Genomic DNA, 17,477 nt, shown 5'->3' on the forward strand with positions numbered 1-17,477 from the left:
AGCTAAACTAACTATTACTTAAATCATTAAGTAATGTATAAATAGTGTTGGCGAAGTTATAATTTGCCATATGGGGACTTTCCTTAAGATGGTAATAATATTTATTACCATCAAGTTTCACTTTTGTGATCAAACCCTTATCTTCCAAAGAATTAAGATACTTTAATGTTGTATTTTTATGAATGGAAAGATGTGAATCTAAATCCTTTCTAGTTGCAAGTGTCTTTGTTAGTATAAAAGATAATATTTCTTTTTCTGTTGGATTATCAACTATACCACTTTCTACAATAGTTGTATCCCACAGTTTAAATTTTACAAACTCAAAAGATGATTCTAACTCGGGCGCTCTCAATTTGTAAGTTGTTGCCGCATCCATAATTTTAGGTATACCAGACCCCGCACGCTCACATATATTTATCAATCTAAACATTTCCTGAATATAGTGGTTGCGTGGTTCAGAATGTCCACCTTTAAAAAAATCATACTTGCTAATTCTTAGAGAACCACCATTATAAAATTCAATATAATGAGGATATCTAGTGATCTTTATACCGATATTATTTAAAAAATCATTATGAATAATCGAATTAACAAAAGCTTCACGTATAGCAATTTTTAACTTGGAAATCCCCGCTCTAGTAGTGCCATCCTCTAGAATAGCAGAGGAATCATTTAATGTTAAAAATAACTTTTCCTGAACAATAGAAAAAAATGTTAATAAGTTATCTTCTCCCCAAGTTCCGTCATATATAATTCTGTCTTTAAATTTGCCATTTAAAAGGAAATCTTCTTTATGAATATACTCAACATGATAATGCGGTAAGTATTCCTTTATTGAGGAATGCAATCCAAACATAAGAAGACCGGCAAGTGTGCAATGCAAATTATCATTAACACGATCTCTTTTCATTGCACCAATCTTAACTAAAAAATCTTCTTTTGATAGCAATAGAAAAGGATGTTCAGGATTATTTTTTTTGATTAAATCTAAGTATGTGGAGATTGATTCTGGATCTAAATCAGATAATTTACAATCAATTAAACCCCTGCTATCATAAGAGTCTTCAGCTGCATCTCGTATCATAGCATTAATTTGTCTTTCGGAACATTTATAGTCACCTGATCCTTGACGGATATATGTGTTTTTAGAATTGCCATTCAAATAAATTGGTTTTTCTTTAAAAGATGCAGCTCGAACATTAATAAGAAGCAGTTCAGTATCTTGATCAGGATAAAATACGCTCATGACATCATCATTTGTTATTAAATTTTTGTTAATTCTTTGAGGATTATTCAAACCATTAAACATATCGTCGATGATTTTTTGTTTATTAGATATTCCTGACGGATATATTTCACCATTTTTTTGAGATGCACCCAAAACTAATATTCCCCCACAAGAATTAGCAAAGGCACTTATAGTTGGGAATGCTTCTTTTGGGAATTCATTTTGAGCTTTTTTAAACTCAAAATGTTCATTTTCACCTTTGCTTAGTATCTTTTCTATATCGATTTTATCATTATTTGTCATAATTCCTCCATATAATTAATGTCGAACATATGCCGCACATGCATCGCACATGATAGCAAACAATACCTAGAGAATGTTCAGCTTAAAGACTTGTAATTTCAACGGTTGTATAAATTATGGATCCGCACATGCACCGCACATGACACTACATAATAAATCAAATCATCGCTTGATGCGACAACGGCATAATTAAATCTATACGATCTCACAAAACAAATCGTTACACATATTTATATTTACATGGAACTTGTTCCATTTTGGAACAGGTTAGATTTTATATCCTTTGTCTTTTGCCGCCTTTACCAACTTTTGATAATTTTTTGAATTCCTATTCTTCATGTTTCGATATCCACCAAAAGATTTTGGTGCTATTTCCGGTAAAAACTCCCAGATCCAGTCATAATCTTTTCTATCTTTACTTAAAGCTTCAAATTCAGCAATGTTTTTTTCAAATTCGGTTTTTTCAGCTTTTGTACGATCATCAATAAAGCGACGGTTGCTTTGCTTTTTTAATGATGACATATTACCGTCTGTAGGTATTGACATACCATAGAAAAATGGATACATATCAAAATTACAATCACAGCGTTTGACTTCGAGATACTTTTTCATAATCTCCGGATTAGGAAATCCGTGAGCTGCATTCGAATCATACAGCCGACCATGAAATCTAGCACAATCCCCGCAAACATTTGGATTTCTGAGAACTTCTACAGCTCCAGCTTCTTGAAGTACCAAATTAAAGTATGACAATGATGAAATATAAGAAGTTGTTGCAGAATTAGAAGTTCTCTTTTTGTTTACCTCTCTTGCCTCATCGAATCGCCGTGCCTGCTTAAGATAGTTCTCAAGACGCTCATAATCTGAATCACTGTAGAATGTGGGTGAGTATGGCATAATTTCAGTAGCCTTTTTTAAACATTCTATCGCCAAGTCGAGATTGCCATCTTGTTTGTAAATTGTGGCTTTGCGTTGCAAAACATACTCTACGCTCTGTGTAAAATCACAATCGCACTCAAAGTTAGTTTTTGGCACAGGGATTCGTTGGATCTGCTCAATTGTATCAAATTTGTAGTACTTTGCAGCTGGTTTAAATTCTGAATCTAAATTGTAACCAATTTCCGTTTCTTTACTGTTCGATTCAACAGTATTATTAACAGTTTGATGCTTGAAAAAATTAAACAAACCCATATAAATGTCCCTTCTGTTTTCCTTAGCTTTAACTAACTACACATACTTATGCAGCACACCAACACATCGCCCGATTATTCTCACTTCTTCGTAGTCAGTAACCATTGCATGATACTCAGGATTACAAGGATTAAGTATCAACGTGTCACCATCCTGCGTAACTCTCTTTAGAGAAGCTTCGTTGTAATCTAACCTTTCAATAGCGTATATTTGGTCTTGAACAAAATCATAAGACTTTGAAATAAAAACTATATCGCCATCGTAGATATTGGCACCGATCATACTGTCTCCTCTTACTCTCAGGCAGTAATCTGCTTTAACATCTGTATCTACTATAAATGTGCCCTGGTAATCATCTTCGCACACCACACCATCACCGGCACATATAGTACCCATGATAGGGAGCTTGTGTGCTGCAGGTAGAATGATATTTGATGGAAGAGGTCGGTCTGAATGATCTAATGATATATCTCCTTCTAATAAGCTAAAAAGTTTATTAAAGTCCATGTTCATTCCGTCGCTAGCCAACTTTATCGTCTCAACTGATGGTGCTATTGGCTTGTTTGTTCCTGGTCTTGCATTACGCTCTAATATAGAGATGTAAGCCTTGCTAATTCCACTCGCTTTAGAAAAAGCTTCCATACTTAAATTGTGCTCTTTTCGATATTTATAGATAATTTCTCCAAGCGTTGACATAAAATCCTCCTAGAAGCCCTTGTAAAACTTGTTATACGAATTATACAATTTTTGTCAAACAAGTTAAACAAAAATCATTGACAATCTATGCGCCAAGATGATTGCAGAAATATGGGAGCACTACGGTGAGAAACTTCAGATTAAACAAACAATTGAAGAATTATCAGAACTTATTACAGCTCTAACCTGGGGCAATAAAGAAGACATCACAGAAGAAATTGGTGATGTGGAAATTATGATTGCACAACTCAAAGGTGGTTTAAATATCAATACAGCTGAAGTAATTCAATACAAACTTAAAAGACAAATGAGAAGAATTATTGAAGAAGCCGATGGGAGGAACCCAAATGAAAGCTAAACCAAAACACATGAGGAAAAGTAGAGTGCATAAATTCTTTGATGATCTACTTGGTGAAAAAAGAGTGAATGAGTATCTTGAACCGCCCGGATCGGACCCGGAAGAAGAGGAAAGAGTGATGGCAGAAATCATTGCAAGATACGAAGATCCTATTAATGTAGAAATGGCAGGAGATTTTCCGCTTGATTAGGTCAAAAGATATCGCAGCTATGTATACGGAAGAGCAGCGTGAGGGTATATGCAAGTGGTGCCGGAAGCATAACTATGATAAATGCGCCACTTGCGCATTTCCCACAGTGCCAGCATGGAAGACTGAAGAGGTTAATAATATTACTGGAGAACTAGAAAATGCTTAATTTAATAATAACTTTCTTAATCACAGGTCTTATGGTTGGAATAGTAGCTCTATCATTCACAGCAATGAAGAGGATGGATGTGGCAAATAAATTATTCATGATAGCAGATGTACTACTCCTTACAGGACTAACAATCCTATTAGTGTGTATATATGTGTATGCATAAATGGAAAACATAAGATATGACAGCGGTAGGCAGAAGATATACTTCTTTCAAAATCGTACATAAATATATAAGAGCACATACTACTTTTACAGATGCTTGCCGCTTTCATATATAGAATTAAAACTTCAAACTTTCTTCCTTATATATAGGAAGAAACAATACGGTAAAATCATCCGGCATTAAGCCGGATTAAGAGTTCAAATGAGTATTAACAAGTCAGGCATTTAAGTAACTATGATAAGAACGAAAAAATATTACACTGGAGATTATCTCGAGTTAGAAATATATAATGTGTCTCCAAGGAAGAGAATTATAAAAAGAGCAGAAAAAAGACATGAGTCATCACCGGCACAGAAAAATCTTAATTCGAAAAGGAGTCAGAGATACTTTGTCAGATTATGCAATCTTAATTTCAAAGAGGGAGACTTTAGCATAGATCTCACATATGACGATGCTCACCTGCCATATGACAGAGAGCAGGTACTTAAGGACATAACTAACTATGTGGCAAGAGTCCGCAGGGAGATGAAAAAGAGATCCAGTGAGCCAGTGAAATATGTGTATGTAATCTCAAATCACAAGGGAGATGATACTGGCTCAAAAGCAAGACCTCATATCCACATGATATTTGGAAATGTGGATAGAGATGTCATAGAGGATAAGTGGAAGGCTGGATTTTCAAATTCTGACAAGCTTAAATTTGATGAATACGGAATCACAGGCAAAGCTCTATATATGGCTAGACAGGGTAAGAGTAAAAGATGCTGGGGTAGCTCCATAAATTTAGAAAAGCCTGATCCTATAGTTTCAGATAAAGCTATAACTAAATCCCAGATGGAGAGAATTATTAATGATCCATCAGATGGGCTATATATCTCTAAGCTTATTAATAAAAACAACAAGACAAGGTACACATTTACGGATTGCCTTGTTGAACATGATGGAAGGCAATTGGCTTTGTTTGGGCAAGACGAAGAAAACGGAGGTAATGGTTCTGGGTTCAGCTTGCTTATACGAATGCGAAAAACAGAAAATTGCAGAAGATGATGAGTTACTCTAGCGAGTAAGATTGTTTAAGTGGGATGAAATATGACAAAAAAAGAAATGGAAGAGCTTATATCGATTAAGCAAGAAATAAACGCAATAGAGATGTCATTGTGTGCTCCTAAAAGCACATATACTTTTGCGTTCTATAAAGATTATAAAACTGGATATCCTATTCCTAAAATAGAGATGGGATATGATGACGGTTCAATATGCAAGGACCAATTGATAAAAAAGCTTATTGCGACAAAGAAGAAATTGCAAGCTAAGATAATTGATGCAGAGAGATTTATTGAGACTCAAACGGATAGTGAGCTTAGAACTATCTTGCGTAGCTATTACATAAACGGATTAAGCCAGGAAGAGATAGGGAAGCTTCTTGGTTATGACAGAAGCACAATAACTAAGAAGTTAAAACGGTTTTGGAAAATGAAGATTTAATAGTGAAAAAGTAAGATTCACACAATTCACTTTTTTTCCTGATAAAATGATAGTGTAGAAAGTGTCGAAGAGACACAGGTTTTTCTCCCAAGCTATAAACATTCGGAAAAGGTCGCTGCAAGGCGTCCTTTTTCAATGCGTGGGTATAAAGAAATCACCAGATAGGACGGATTTGAACAGCTGCTTCGTTGCATGCTGTTTTTTTAATGAATTTTAAACAGTGCAGGAAGAACGATGCAGGCGAATGAAGAAAAGAAAAAGACCGCAATGGAACTTTATGAAAGCGGTGAAAACTTAATATTTATTGCCCAAAAACTAGAGGTCAAAGAGTCGACTTTGAGGTCATGGAAAAGACGTGGGAAATGGGAGCAAAGTGCAACGCCAAAAACGTTGCAAAAAATGCAGTCAAAAAAGGCAACTGAAAAGCATCTGAAAAAGGAACTCGGAGATGAGGCGGAAAAACTTGTCGAAAATAAACTTCTTACATCTAATCAAAAATTATTTTGTATATATTATGTGACCTGTTTTAATGCTACAAAAGCATACCAAAAAGCATATAAATGTAGCCGTAAAACAGCAGGGTCAAATGGATACAGAATGCTGAAAAATGCTGAAATCAAAAAGTGTATTAGGGAGCTAAAGGAAAACAGGCTTAATAAAGCTATGTTAAATCCATCTGATATCTTCCAAAAATACATAGATATTGCATTCTTGGATATAACCGACTTTGTAGAATTTGGAAGTGAAAAAACAGAGGATGGAACAAGTCAAAGCTATATGAGATTCAAGAGCGATACGAAAGTTGATGGCACTCTGATAGCTGAAATATCTATGGGGCAGACGAAGAAAATTAAACTCGAGGATAGGCAAAAGGCTCTAGCCTGGCTAGCGGATCATATGGACTTAGCCACAGAAGAGCAAAAGGCTCAAGTTGAATATATTAAGTCAAAGACAGCTGCAGTTAATAAAGCCTTAACTGGAGAAGGGGCAGAGATTGAAGATGTTGATGACTTAGAGGAAGAGATATATGGCAGTACCGAAGAGTAAAGAGCCTGTTAAGAGAAAGAGCATTCCTTACAGGTTTGGAGATAAGCACAAGGCATATATGAGGCGATCCAGAGACTGCACATATAATGTCGCAGAAGGTTCTATCCGTGCAGGTAAGACAACGGATAACATATTTGCTTTTGCTCATGAGCTGAAGAGGACAAAGGACAAGCTACATCTAGCTAGTGGTTCAACCCTGGGAAATGCAAAACTTAACATTGGAGATGCAAACGGATTCGGACTTGAACACATATTCAGAGGGCAATGTCACTGGGGAAAATTTAAAGGTAACGAGGCTCTGTATATACAAGGACCGTCTACAAACAGGAAACTAAGAGTGGTTATATTTGCAGGTGGCGGTAAAGCTGACTCATATAAAAAAGTTCGTGGTAACTCGTACGGCATGTGGATAGCTACAGAGATAAATCTGCATCATGACTCCATGATAAAAGAGTGTATCAACCGTACGGCAGCAGCTAAGATGCGTAAATTCTTTTGGGATTTAAACCCTGATAATCCATATGCAGCGATATACAAGGATTACATAGAAAAGTACGCAGCGAAAGCAGCTGCAGGTGAGTTTCCTAGTGGATATAATTACGAGCATTTCACTTTGTTTGATAACGTAACGATTAGCAAGCAGAGACAGCAAGAACTGATGGCAGACTATGATCCTGAAACAATATGGTACAGGAGAGACATACTCGGAGAGAGATGTGCTGCAGAGGGTGTCATATATAAAAGCTTTGCTGATAATCCAAGTAAACACATTCGGATATTCAAGGACTATAGCGAAAAGCAGGAATGGTTAAGAACCATTCACTTTATATCAATAGGGATAGATTTTGGAGGAAACAGGTCGTTAACAACATTTGTAGCTTCAGCAGTCCACTACAGATTCCAGGAGGTCGATGTAGTAAAAGATGCAAACATCGAAGGGAAAAAGGGTGATATAGATCCTGACAAGCTTAATAAGAGCTTCTTGATATTTTACAAGGAGCTGAAGAGGGATTTTCCCGGAATTCCTATACTCTACATATTCGCCGATAATGAAGCACAGTATCTGATAAACGGATTAGCTAAAGCATGCAGGGCAGCAGGTATCACAGCAAGCATAGGTGATAGTGCAAAAAAGAAGATTACGGATCGTGTGTACTGCGGTAATACATTGCTGGCTAGTGGAAGGATGAAGGTATTACCGGAGTGCAAACTTCTAATAGCCGGTTTGAAGTCAGCGATATGGGATCCAAAGGAAGCTGAAAAGGGAAAGGATGTTCGCCTAGATAATTTTAGCAGTGACATAGATATATTAGACGCATGGGAATATTCATGGGAGCGATTTATGAAAAAGCTGCTTCCTGAATCCAAAAGGAGTAACTGATGAATATAAATACCGTTATTGATTACTTAAATAAAAAATACGACATAAAGCTTGATAGTAGCTACTACCAAAATATATCGATATGGAGAGACTGGTGGATGGGATATTATGCTCCATTCCACACTTTTGCAGAGGTTGGTTTAGATGGCAAGAAGAAAGAGCGTAAACTCTATACACTAAAGATGGCGAAGCAGGTGTGCGAAGACTGGGCATCAGGACTACTGAATGATGAGCTACATATTGCCATCGATGATGAAGCATCCGAGACATACATACTCGGAGAAAAGGATGCTGATGAAGATGGAAAAGAAGACAAGACACCTAAGAAAGATATATTCAAGGGTGTACTTAGAAACAATGCCTTTCGTCAGCAAGGTAACCGACTGATAGAAAAGAGCTTTGCATTTGGTACAGGTGCATTTGTGTTAAGAGCCGAAAATATAAAGCTCGGTAGGAACGATAAGATAATCCGAAATCCGGATATAGACATTCGAATCGAATATCTATCTGCAGATCACATAATCCCTCTATCTGTACATGCGGGCAAGATAACAGAGGTTGTATTTGCATCTGAGGTGCTGCAGTTAGGTGTGAAGATGATATATCTTGAAACTCACAGGCTGGTAGATGGGCAGTACGTAATTACAAACGAGTACTTCAAAGCTGAAGAGGGTAGCCTTATAAAGCAAGAACTTCCAGATGGAATACTTGAAGAAATGACAACAGGGGGAAACGTTCCTCTGTTTTCTATCGTTATGCCAAATATCGAGAACAATATATCTCCAGGCTCTCCACTAGGAATTTCCGTATTTGCGAATGCACTAGACAACCTTGAAGGAGTAGACCTTGCATACAACAATTTCAACAAGGACTTCAAGCTTGGAGGCAAAAAGGTATTCATGAATAGCCGTATTGTTCGTAGAAATGAAAGAGGAGAGACCATTACTCCTGATGATGTAGCGCAGCAGCTATTTGTGGAAACAGGTGATGACCTGATAGATGATGACGGCACAAAGAAGTTTATTCAGGAACACAATCCATCTCTCAGAGTATCAGAGAACGTAGAAGGGGTTCAGGCTCAACTAGATTTACTATCGTTTAAATGTGGACTGGGGACAAAGTTCTATCACTTCAATAGTGGTACAGGATCTGTTCAGGTAACCGCTACAGAATATCTTGGTGGACGTCAAGATTTGACTAGAAATACAGGGAAACACTCTCTTATTGTCAAAGATGCACTTGAATCACTTATCAGATCAATCCTATGGGTAAAGAAAGAGCTTGGAGGTGGCACGGTAGATCCAGAAACAAAGATTGAAATAGACCTTGGAGATAGCTTCATTACTGATAGTGCATCTGAAAGGGCTCAAGACATGCAGGATGTAAGGGAAGGTATTATGAATAAATGGGAGTATAGAGCTAAGTGGTATGGAGAAAGTGACGACACTGCAAAAGCTAATATTCCTGAAAGTAGTTATGAAGAGGATCCATTCGGGTTTAATCAAAAATAAAGCAGCTGATAGTTAAGGAGGATGTATGCTTACACCGGAATTCTTACATGAAGCACCAGAAGGATTGCTTGAACTATATAGAGAAACAGAGGAAGCAATATTAGCCGACATGGCAAGGCGTATATCCACATATGATTTCTATATCCCTGCTGCACAATGGCAGAAGAGGAAACTCGAAGCTATGGGTATGTTTGAGGCAGAGATAAACAGGAGACTGTCTCAGCTTACAGGTAGAAGCATTCAAGAAATCAAGGAACTCATGAAAGAAGCAGGGATGGAAACAATAGCTAATGATGATCGGATTCATACAATTGCAGGAAAGAAATGCCCACCACTGGAAGCTAGTCCATCTCTGATAGCTGTAATGAATTCCGGATATAGACGAACGGCAAAAGCTTTTCGCAATCTCACGAGAAGTACTGCAGCTAATGCATCCAAACAGTTTAGCAAGATACTTGACCAAGCATATATGCAAGTAATATCCGGAGCATTTGATACAGAAACAGCCATAAGAAATGCAATCAAGGCATTAGCTGAAAAAGGGATTGAGTCAGTAAGGTATCCTTCGGGGCGTGTGGACAATATAGAAGTGGCAGCTAGAAGAGCTATTGTGACCGGTATTAATCAGACAGCTGGAGATATGCAGCTTGCAAGAGCGGAAGATGTGGATAGCGAATACGTGGAAACGACAGCACATGCCGGAGCGCGTCCTGAACATGAGGTGTGGCAAGGCAAGGTGTTTAAACTACATGGTAAGGAACCGGGATACCCTAACTTCTATGAAGCTACAGGGTACGGAACAGGACCAGGGTTATGCGGATATAATTGCAGGCACAATTTCCATCCGTTCTATCCTGGATTATCAACTCCTGCTTATAGCGATCAGATGTTGGCCGAATATGTAGCTAAGGATTACTTATACAATGGCAAGAAATATACAGAGTATGAAGTATCTCAGATGCAGAGGTATTACGAAAGAGCTCGGAGGAGATGGAAACGAGAATACCTAATGCAAGAAGCTGCAGGGCTTGATACAACAGAATCCAGTGTAAAGATGCGATCATATATGGAAAAATTGAAGAACCTGGAAGATCAGACAGGCATGCCATCACAGCATGACCGTATGATAGTAGCAGGTTTTGGAAAAGGTGAAGCCGGTAAATCTCAATGGGAAGCGAGGAAATATTACCAGTGGTTTCGTAAAGCTTATTCTCTTGAAGGTCAAGGAATGAGAAAAACACTTGCAAGCTATTACGACATGAAGTACAATAACCCTCCTGAGTACAAGTTATTCAAAAAATATGTGTTATCTGTTAATAAAGCTGAGTTTTCCCCACTAACTGGGTTTCTTGTATATAGAGAAACAGCGCGTCAGATTGAAGAGCAGATTATGGGGCTAAAGACGCCACAGAATATCGAGATTATGGATTATTCCTCTCATTTTGTCGGCAGAATGATTGGGCGTTCTGCTTTGGATAGAGAATATAATAGAGCAGGTGTTAGTGTTGAGCAATTAAAAGCTTGTATTACTAATGGAAAAGAGAAAAAGTCCGAACGTCATAAAGACACTATAGTGTTGATAGGCTCAGGATGCCAAGTTACATATAATCCTAAAACTGGTATGCTTGTACAAACTAACAGAAAGGATAGAGGGATATGATTGTTGTAGAAATAAGCGGTGAAGAACAAGAGTTTTTAAAACCATATGTAGAGGAATGGTCTGAGCTAGCAGCAATTAAATTGGAACGTACTGATATTAGGAAATACCTTGATGCTCTTGATGACATGATTCTATGCTATGGTTTTGATAAAAAGATGGAGTTCTATAACGAGATTGGGGAAGGTGCACAATTGATATATGATCGCGTTTTAGATGCATGTGATGATTATGATGATAGAAAAGGTGGAGGGGAATAATGAATACGCTTGAAACAGCATACAAGATTCTGAAAAATTTAGAATCTGCAAAAGATGTTGAATACATGGGCACACTTATTAGTCCTGAACACTTAAATGTATCGGATGAAGAGTGGCTTATGGTCATGAGAAATCTTATTGAAGAGGGTTATGTTCGAGGTGTTGAGATAAGCAAGAATGTGCTCGGAGAAACAAAGGTTGATATTGAAGAGGCTAGGATTACATTGAAGGGAGCGCAGTACCTTCATGAAAACAGCTCAATGCAAAAATTCATGAGGATAGCAACTAATGTAATAACAATAGGTTCAAGTATTAAGTAATAATTAGATTTTTAAAGCAGGCCAATCGGTCTGCTTTTTGCATGCAAAGAAAAGGAGTGACAATGGAATCTTTAGAATTAAAAGACGAGGTAAATATACTTGGAACAGAATATAGCATCAAGAGGCAAAAGGGAAAAGAAACTGCCAAGCTAGAAAATGCAGATGGCATATGTGAATTTTATTCAAAGGAGATTGTAATTGATGACTTTGAACCAACTTCGGAAACAGTTGCTAATCCCAATTTATATAAAAAGAAGGTGTTAAGACATGAGATTGTGCATGCCTTTCTATATGAATCTGGGCTTGATGTAAGTTCAGAATGGGCAAGAAACGAAGAGATAGTTGACTGGATAGCACTTCAAGCTCCTAAACTACAAAAAGCATTTGAAGAGGCAGGGTGCTTATAACATCAGATAAATTGCAGAGGGTGCGCACCTCTGTTTTTTATATTCGCCCAGTCAAGGCGTAAAACTGACGGAATTTTATTACTCGCCTGCTCATCGGCGTAAAATGTGAGCCGCATCGGCGTCGCCTGCCGTAAAAGATGGCGTAGCGGATAAAAGAATGGAGGACACAATGAAAAGAGAAGAGATCGAGAAAGTTTTGAAGGAAGCTGGAGTATCTGATGAAAAGCTGAAAGATACCGTCGAAAACATCCTTGCAGAAAATGGCAAAGACATTAAAGCAGCACAGGACAAGACAGCACAGGACAAACAGAAAGAACTTGATACAGCTGAACAGACTATCAAGGGTCTGAAAGAGAAGGTCGATAAGTTCGATGGGGTCGATGTTGACAAGCTGCGTAATGATGCCAAAGAGCTACAGGATAAGTATGATGCTGATATTGCAGCAGAGAAAAAGAAGACTAGCGACCTACAAAAGGAATACGCCTTAAAGGATGCACTAAGAGGTCAAGGTGCACTGGATCCTGATTACATCGTGTATAAGCATGGTGGCATCGATAAGTTTGCTTTTGATAGCCAGGGTAATCCTATAGGTCTATCTGACATCCTAAAGCCAATGATGGAAGCATCACCGGCATTGTTTAAAAAGGATGATGGCGACGATGGTGCAACTGGCGGAGCAGGTGGATTCTCAAGTGGCGGAAATCACGGAGGCGGGACAGAACCTGATCTCGACAAACTATCGGATGAAGAGTATTACAAAAGACTCGAAGAAAAAGAAAGGAAGTAAGAATTATGCCAAACAATTTTCTTGAAGTAAAAAATATCGCAAGACAGACACTGCCTAGACTAATGAACAATCTAGTGTTCCCTAACCTAGTGCACAGAGATTTCTCAAATGATTTTGTTCCAGGACTTGGAACCAAGATTCAGGTTAAGAAGCCGGTAAAACTCATTGCAGAGGAATTCAATGAGTCACAGGGAGTTAAGCCACAGGGAATCAATGAGGAATCTGTAGAGGTTAAGCTAGATAAGCTAGCTACAGTAGATGTGGAGTTTAGCGCAATACAGAGAGCTACTAACGTAGATGACCTAAACAGACTATTCCTTGAACCAGCGGCAGTCGCTCTGGCAGAGAAGATTAACAATGATGGACTAGATCTATATAAGTTCATTCCTACAGCTGTAGGAAAGGCAGGTACGACACCATCTGAACTAACGGATCTTGCAAATGTAAGAAAGCAGCTTAATAAGCAGCTCGTGCCAGTTGCTGGAAGAGTTGGAGTGTGGGACACCGAAGCTGATGCTGCATTCTCAACTGTACCAGCAATCGTTAATGCTGAGAAGTCAGGATCTACCAGTGCTCTCAGAGAAGGATCAATCGGTAGAGTAATGGGCCTTGATAACTACATGTCCCAGGCTGTGAGAAAGCATACTTCAGGTACGCTTAAGGTTACTGGGGATAAAATCACCGTTAAATCTCAGGTTGAAGATTCCGATGAAGTTGTTCTTAAAGGAACAGGCATGACTGGAAACCTTGTAAAAGGAGACATTATCACTATTGTGGGTAATCAGTATTTAGTCACAGAGGATACATCAGCTTCTGGAGATGAAATCCATGTTAATGTAACACCAAAGATCACAGCAAATGCAGATGTGCAGGCAGTGCTGCTCAAGAGCCACACTGCAAACCTTGCATTTAATCCTATGGCTTTTGCGTATGTAACAAGACCACTTCAGGCACCAGCAGGAGTTGAGAGCTACGTAACTAGCCACAACGGAATTTCTCTTCGTGTAGTAAGGGGTTATGACATGACGAAGAAGAAAGAGATGCTGTCAATGGATGTACTCTACGGTTACACAGCAATTTATCCTGAACTTGCGACAAGAGTGCTTGGATAAGCAAGGAGGCCTTAATGGTTGAATATAAGTTTTACACGGACGAATTCTGCGGCAAGGCAATATCCGAGGAAGACTGGCGGGGGCGTGAAGCTTTCGCCAGTGCTTATATTCGAAAACATTTCGTAGGATTTAGTGTTGAAGCAGATGATTATAAGCATGGTATATGTGCTGTTGCAGAGGCAAAACAGACAGTAGATCAGGGTGTACTGGAAAGTCAGACTGTAGGGTCATGGTCAAAGCACTACAGCGTGAATAGTGTATCTGATAAAGATAGACTGCTTAATGCAGCCATGCTTTATCTATCCGAATATCGGAAGGGAGTTGAGTGGGCGTGAACATGTTCACACAGACTGTAACGATTTATCACAAGGTGGAAGATAATAAGTGGCTGACTAGAGTGGTGAATGATGCACATGTAGAGAAGATCGAGGGAGAAACAATCAGAAAGCATGGTGTTGAATCCTCATCTAAACTGATTGCATACATACCACTTACATCTATTAATGATGGAGTCGTAGAAAAAGGAGACATCATATACGATGGAATTTCACCTGTAACAGCCATAAATAAGGCAAATGATATCTTATATCACAAGGACGCATTTCTCGTCACATCGGCTGAAAATTTTGATTTTGGCGATGGGCAGAAGCATATAGTGGTGGTGGCAAGATGACAAACAAAATAGAAACACCACGGGGGTGCATTGTTGTAACTAAGGATGGTACTGCGGAGCTAAAGTGGAATCCAGGTTTTGGAAGTCTATGGGGCAAAAGCTTTGATAAAGCTCAAAAGTTTATTGACCATGAAGTAATTAGGTTATGCAGCCCAATGGTTCCATTTCGCTCGGGTATGTTAGATAAGTCCGGCATACTAGGAACTGTGCCAGGTGAAGGTGAAGTAGTGTATAACGCACCATATGCTAGATATCACTATTACGGCAGGCTGATGGTTGGGAAAGCACCTAAGAAGCTTACAAACCGTAATATGCAGTATCACGGAGCACCTAGGAGAGGTCCTAAGTGGTTCGAACGAATGAAGAGGCAACATCTACATAGCATACTATCTGGAGCTGCTGCAATAACGAGGGGATAGAACTAATGAGTATTATTAAAAGCATACAAGATTACTTAGCCACGTATGATGGAATGCAGCTTATAAATATGTCAGAGATGGAAACGGACTACACACCGGGAAAGAGAGGTGTAAAAGGTGGAACTTCCGCACTTGCACCAACAGGGAATTCTAGAACGAGGACAGACGTTCTTGGGAATAAGACCTATGAAAATTCATATATCTTTTTCGCAAAGGATTTGGCCGTAGACAACTCTGCGAGAGAAGATATGTATGACTTTTTGGAGTCTCTATCAGAATGGATTGAAACGAAGATTGATGAAGGAATCCTACCTGAATTACCTGGTAAGTATGAAGCGGTCAATCTAGTTCCATCTAATCATATGCTGTATGACATCGAGGAAAGCGGTGCAGGTGTATATCAAGTAGAGTTAATACTAACAATTAAGAGGAGAAAATAGGAGGACAATATGAGCAATGTAATTAAAAGAGAACTATGGCAGACGTTTTTAGGAATACCAGATGCTGGTGGGACTAACTTCGACTACGAGGCGATTGGAGAAGATAACGATACATTGACTGAAGAGCTCAATGCCAATGTTAGCAAGACCAAAAATGTTCTTGGCAAGAACAGTACGGCAGTAGACGGTTATTCACCAAGTATGTCTGTTTCACCTTATAAGGCAGATAAGGGGACAAAGACCTTTGCATTCCTAAAGGGAATTGCTGATGGTCTCAAGACACATGGTGACTGTGAGACACACGTAATAGATGTAGACCTATTCGCTGAACCGGAATCATCTGAATATCCGGCAATCAAGAAGGATGTAATCGTAGAGGTTAAGTCTCTTGGAGGCAACACGGATGCTTTTCAGATTCCTTACGAGCTACACTATACGAATGTGAATGAGAAGGGTAAATTCAATCCTACTACAAAGAAATTCACAAAGACTCTATAAGGATAAGAAAGGATAATAAGTCATGGCTGGTACAAATTTGAATTTTGATACCGGGACAATCACCCTGTATGTGCAGGGTGATCCATCCCGGGAGTTTTCGTTTAATCCTACAGATCAGAAAGTACTTAAAGGCTTTTTGAGACTGGTTGATGAAGCGGAAGAAAAGATGAAGGATTTTTCAAAGAGGGCAGAAGGTATTGAGGAGTCAGGAGATATTACTGAAGCTGAATTTACATCTCAAACTGCAGACCTTATGGATGATATAGACAGTTGGTTCAGAGGTGCTTTTGATAGTATTTTTGGTGAAGGACAGGCTCAAATTGTTTTTGGAGACACATCCTCCATTGCTATTAATAGTGATGGGGAATATATCATGATAGCAATGCTCATGGCCTTGTATCCTATCTTTGAGAAAGAAATTCAAACTAGATCCGATAGAATCGACAAGGTTTACTCTGAAATAGTAGAGGAGCTGCCTACAGAGAAAAAGGAGCTGCCTACAGAGAAAAAGGAGCTGCCTACAGAGAAAAAGGAGCTGCCTACAGAGAAAAAGGAGCTGCCTACAGAAGAAGTAATTAATGCTACTGAAGAGGCAGAAGAAGAGAATGCTGACACTGATATTGCCGAATAGCATTAAGCTAGGAGAAAAGGAATATTCTATCAGGAGTGATTATAGAGCTGGTATCCGTTTGATGCAGATGTTTGAAGATCCTGAACTGACAGACAGTGAAAAGCTTTTTATAGCAATGAAGGTAATCTTCAAAGATGCAGTAATTCCAGGAGTTTATTTACAGGAAGCATTAGAGAAAACAGTGTGGTTCCTAAATGGTGGAGAGCTGAATCAAACATCTTCTGCAGGCAGTCAAAGAAGACTATATTCATGGAATCAGGATTTGAGATTCATAATAGCGGCAGTAGATAAAACCGTGGGGTTTTCAGTTCGTGGAAAAGCCTTTTTTCATTGGTGGGACTTTCTATCGGCCTTTTCAGAAGTTGGCGAATCCAGTTTCACAACGATAGTATCTCAACGTTTGCTGAAACAAAAGGGTAAGCAAACAGAAAGTGATATTGATTGGTGGGCAGAAAATGCAGATATTGCAGAGCTTAAAGTTCGAAGGTCAAAAGAAGAACAAAACGCTGTAGATAGATTCAATAATTTACTTAAAGAAGGGAATGGTTAGT

At 38.7% G+C, this 17,477-nt stretch carries 25 protein-coding genes; 22 read left to right on the forward strand and 3 right to left on the reverse strand.

Features of this window, described 5'->3' with window-relative positions:
• Nucleotides 1–7: 7 nt before the first annotated feature.
• From C5Q96_RS07960 to C5Q96_RS07970, 3 genes are all read right to left on the reverse strand, one after another.
• A complete protein-coding gene (locus tag C5Q96_RS07960; RefSeq protein ID WP_106057846.1) occupies nucleotides 8–1,531 on the reverse strand; it encodes an RNA-binding domain-containing protein in 1,524 nt (507 codons plus the stop codon).
• Between the two features lie 267 nt (nucleotides 1,532–1,798).
• Nucleotides 1,799–2,722 carry a tetratricopeptide repeat protein gene (locus tag C5Q96_RS07965; RefSeq protein ID WP_106057847.1) on the reverse strand — a complete coding sequence of 308 codons (924 nt, stop codon included), beginning with the start codon at nucleotides 2,720–2,722 and terminating at the stop codon, nucleotides 1,799–1,801.
• Between the two features lie 36 nt (nucleotides 2,723–2,758).
• Nucleotides 2,759–3,418 carry a helix-turn-helix domain-containing protein gene (locus C5Q96_RS07970; RefSeq protein WP_106057848.1) on the reverse strand — a complete coding sequence of 220 codons (660 nt, stop codon included), beginning with the start codon at nucleotides 3,416–3,418 and terminating at the stop codon, nucleotides 2,759–2,761.
• A 97-nt stretch (nucleotides 3,419–3,515) separates the two neighbouring features.
• Between C5Q96_RS07970 and C5Q96_RS07975 the strand changes: the two genes are divergently transcribed.
• The 22 genes from C5Q96_RS07975 (at nucleotide 3,516) to C5Q96_RS08070 (ending at nucleotide 17,476) form a co-directional block, all read left to right on the forward strand.
• Nucleotides 3,516–3,776, forward strand: a complete 261-nt coding sequence (locus C5Q96_RS07975) for a nucleoside triphosphate pyrophosphohydrolase family protein (protein ID WP_106057849.1) — start codon at nucleotides 3,516–3,518, stop codon at nucleotides 3,774–3,776.
• Nucleotides 3,766–3,966, forward strand: a complete 201-nt coding sequence (locus C5Q96_RS07980) for a hypothetical protein (RefSeq protein ID WP_106057850.1) — start codon at nucleotides 3,766–3,768, stop codon at nucleotides 3,964–3,966. The genes C5Q96_RS07975 and C5Q96_RS07980 overlap by 11 nt, the downstream gene beginning before the upstream one ends.
• On the forward strand, nucleotides 3,959–4,132 hold the full coding sequence (locus C5Q96_RS08680) for a hypothetical protein (RefSeq protein ID WP_158696729.1): 174 nt from the start codon (nucleotides 3,959–3,961) through the stop codon (nucleotides 4,130–4,132). Before C5Q96_RS07980 ends, C5Q96_RS08680 begins: the two co-directional genes overlap by 8 nt.
• Nucleotides 4,125–4,298, forward strand: a complete 174-nt coding sequence (locus C5Q96_RS08685; RefSeq protein ID WP_158696730.1) for a hypothetical protein — start codon at nucleotides 4,125–4,127, stop codon at nucleotides 4,296–4,298. Before C5Q96_RS08680 ends, C5Q96_RS08685 begins: the two co-directional genes overlap by 8 nt.
• A 234-nt stretch (nucleotides 4,299–4,532) precedes the next feature.
• Nucleotides 4,533–5,345: a rolling circle replication-associated protein gene (locus C5Q96_RS07985; RefSeq protein WP_106057851.1), complete on the forward strand. Its 813-nt coding sequence runs from the start codon at nucleotides 4,533–4,535 to the stop codon at nucleotides 5,343–5,345.
• A 42-nt stretch (nucleotides 5,346–5,387) separates the two neighbouring features.
• Complete coding sequence (locus C5Q96_RS07990; protein ID WP_106057852.1) at nucleotides 5,388–5,783, forward strand: helix-turn-helix domain-containing protein; 396 nt, start codon at nucleotides 5,388–5,390, stop codon at nucleotides 5,781–5,783.
• 234 nt (nucleotides 5,784–6,017) lie between these two features.
• Nucleotides 6,018–6,830: a terminase small subunit gene (locus C5Q96_RS07995; protein ID WP_106057853.1), complete on the forward strand. Its 813-nt coding sequence runs from the start codon at nucleotides 6,018–6,020 to the stop codon at nucleotides 6,828–6,830.
• Nucleotides 6,811–8,211, forward strand: a complete 1,401-nt coding sequence (locus C5Q96_RS08000; RefSeq protein ID WP_106057854.1) for a terminase large subunit domain-containing protein — start codon at nucleotides 6,811–6,813, stop codon at nucleotides 8,209–8,211. Before C5Q96_RS07995 ends, C5Q96_RS08000 begins: the two co-directional genes overlap by 20 nt.
• The gene (locus tag C5Q96_RS08005) at nucleotides 8,211–9,722 is read left to right on the forward strand and encodes a phage portal protein (RefSeq protein ID WP_106057855.1); all 1,512 of its coding nucleotides are present in this window, start codon (nucleotides 8,211–8,213) and stop codon (nucleotides 9,720–9,722) included. The genes C5Q96_RS08000 and C5Q96_RS08005 overlap by 1 nt, the downstream gene beginning before the upstream one ends.
• A gap of 25 nt (nucleotides 9,723–9,747) precedes the next feature.
• Complete coding sequence (locus C5Q96_RS08010; protein WP_106057856.1) at nucleotides 9,748–11,382, forward strand: phage minor capsid protein; 1,635 nt, start codon at nucleotides 9,748–9,750, stop codon at nucleotides 11,380–11,382.
• The gene (locus C5Q96_RS08015) at nucleotides 11,379–11,639 is read left to right on the forward strand and encodes a hypothetical protein (RefSeq protein ID WP_106057857.1); all 261 of its coding nucleotides are present in this window, start codon (nucleotides 11,379–11,381) and stop codon (nucleotides 11,637–11,639) included. Before C5Q96_RS08010 ends, C5Q96_RS08015 begins: the two co-directional genes overlap by 4 nt.
• Entirely contained in the window at nucleotides 11,639–11,959 is a 321-nt protein-coding gene (locus tag C5Q96_RS08020) for a YjcQ family protein (RefSeq protein ID WP_106057858.1), read from the forward strand. The genes C5Q96_RS08015 and C5Q96_RS08020 overlap by 1 nt, the downstream gene beginning before the upstream one ends.
• A gap of 62 nt (nucleotides 11,960–12,021) precedes the next feature.
• Entirely contained in the window at nucleotides 12,022–12,366 is a 345-nt protein-coding gene (locus tag C5Q96_RS08025; RefSeq protein WP_106057859.1) for a hypothetical protein, read from the forward strand.
• 169 nt (nucleotides 12,367–12,535) lie between these two features.
• Nucleotides 12,536–13,153 (forward strand): phage scaffolding protein, encoded by a 618-nt coding sequence (locus C5Q96_RS08030; protein WP_158696731.1) that lies wholly within the window; start codon nucleotides 12,536–12,538, stop codon nucleotides 13,151–13,153.
• 5 nt (nucleotides 13,154–13,158) lie between these two features.
• Nucleotides 13,159–14,265: a P22 phage major capsid protein family protein gene (locus tag C5Q96_RS08035; protein WP_106057861.1), complete on the forward strand. Its 1,107-nt coding sequence runs from the start codon at nucleotides 13,159–13,161 to the stop codon at nucleotides 14,263–14,265.
• Between the two features lie 14 nt (nucleotides 14,266–14,279).
• Nucleotides 14,280–14,600 (forward strand): head-tail connector protein, encoded by a 321-nt coding sequence (locus tag C5Q96_RS08040; protein ID WP_106057862.1) that lies wholly within the window; start codon nucleotides 14,280–14,282, stop codon nucleotides 14,598–14,600.
• On the forward strand, nucleotides 14,597–14,938 hold the full coding sequence (locus tag C5Q96_RS08045; RefSeq protein WP_158696732.1) for a hypothetical protein: 342 nt from the start codon (nucleotides 14,597–14,599) through the stop codon (nucleotides 14,936–14,938). Before C5Q96_RS08040 ends, C5Q96_RS08045 begins: the two co-directional genes overlap by 4 nt.
• Nucleotides 14,935–15,357 (forward strand): minor capsid protein, encoded by a 423-nt coding sequence (locus C5Q96_RS08050; protein ID WP_106057864.1) that lies wholly within the window; start codon nucleotides 14,935–14,937, stop codon nucleotides 15,355–15,357. Before C5Q96_RS08045 ends, C5Q96_RS08050 begins: the two co-directional genes overlap by 4 nt.
• Before the next feature lie 5 nt (nucleotides 15,358–15,362).
• The gene (locus tag C5Q96_RS08055; protein WP_106057865.1) at nucleotides 15,363–15,797 is read left to right on the forward strand and encodes a hypothetical protein; all 435 of its coding nucleotides are present in this window, start codon (nucleotides 15,363–15,365) and stop codon (nucleotides 15,795–15,797) included.
• A 9-nt stretch (nucleotides 15,798–15,806) separates the two neighbouring features.
• Nucleotides 15,807–16,295, forward strand: a complete 489-nt coding sequence (locus tag C5Q96_RS08060; RefSeq protein ID WP_106057866.1) for a hypothetical protein — start codon at nucleotides 15,807–15,809, stop codon at nucleotides 16,293–16,295.
• A gap of 22 nt (nucleotides 16,296–16,317) precedes the next feature.
• Nucleotides 16,318–16,926: a hypothetical protein gene (locus tag C5Q96_RS08065; RefSeq protein ID WP_106057867.1), complete on the forward strand. Its 609-nt coding sequence runs from the start codon at nucleotides 16,318–16,320 to the stop codon at nucleotides 16,924–16,926.
• On the forward strand, nucleotides 16,901–17,476 hold the full coding sequence (locus C5Q96_RS08070) for a Gp15 family bacteriophage protein (RefSeq protein WP_158696733.1): 576 nt from the start codon (nucleotides 16,901–16,903) through the stop codon (nucleotides 17,474–17,476). The genes C5Q96_RS08065 and C5Q96_RS08070 overlap by 26 nt, the downstream gene beginning before the upstream one ends.
• Nucleotide 17,477 lies beyond the last annotated feature (1 nt).

It is taken from the genome of Mogibacterium diversum, assembly GCF_002998925.1.
Lineage (GTDB): Bacteria > Bacillota > Clostridia > Peptostreptococcales > Anaerovoracaceae > Mogibacterium > Mogibacterium diversum.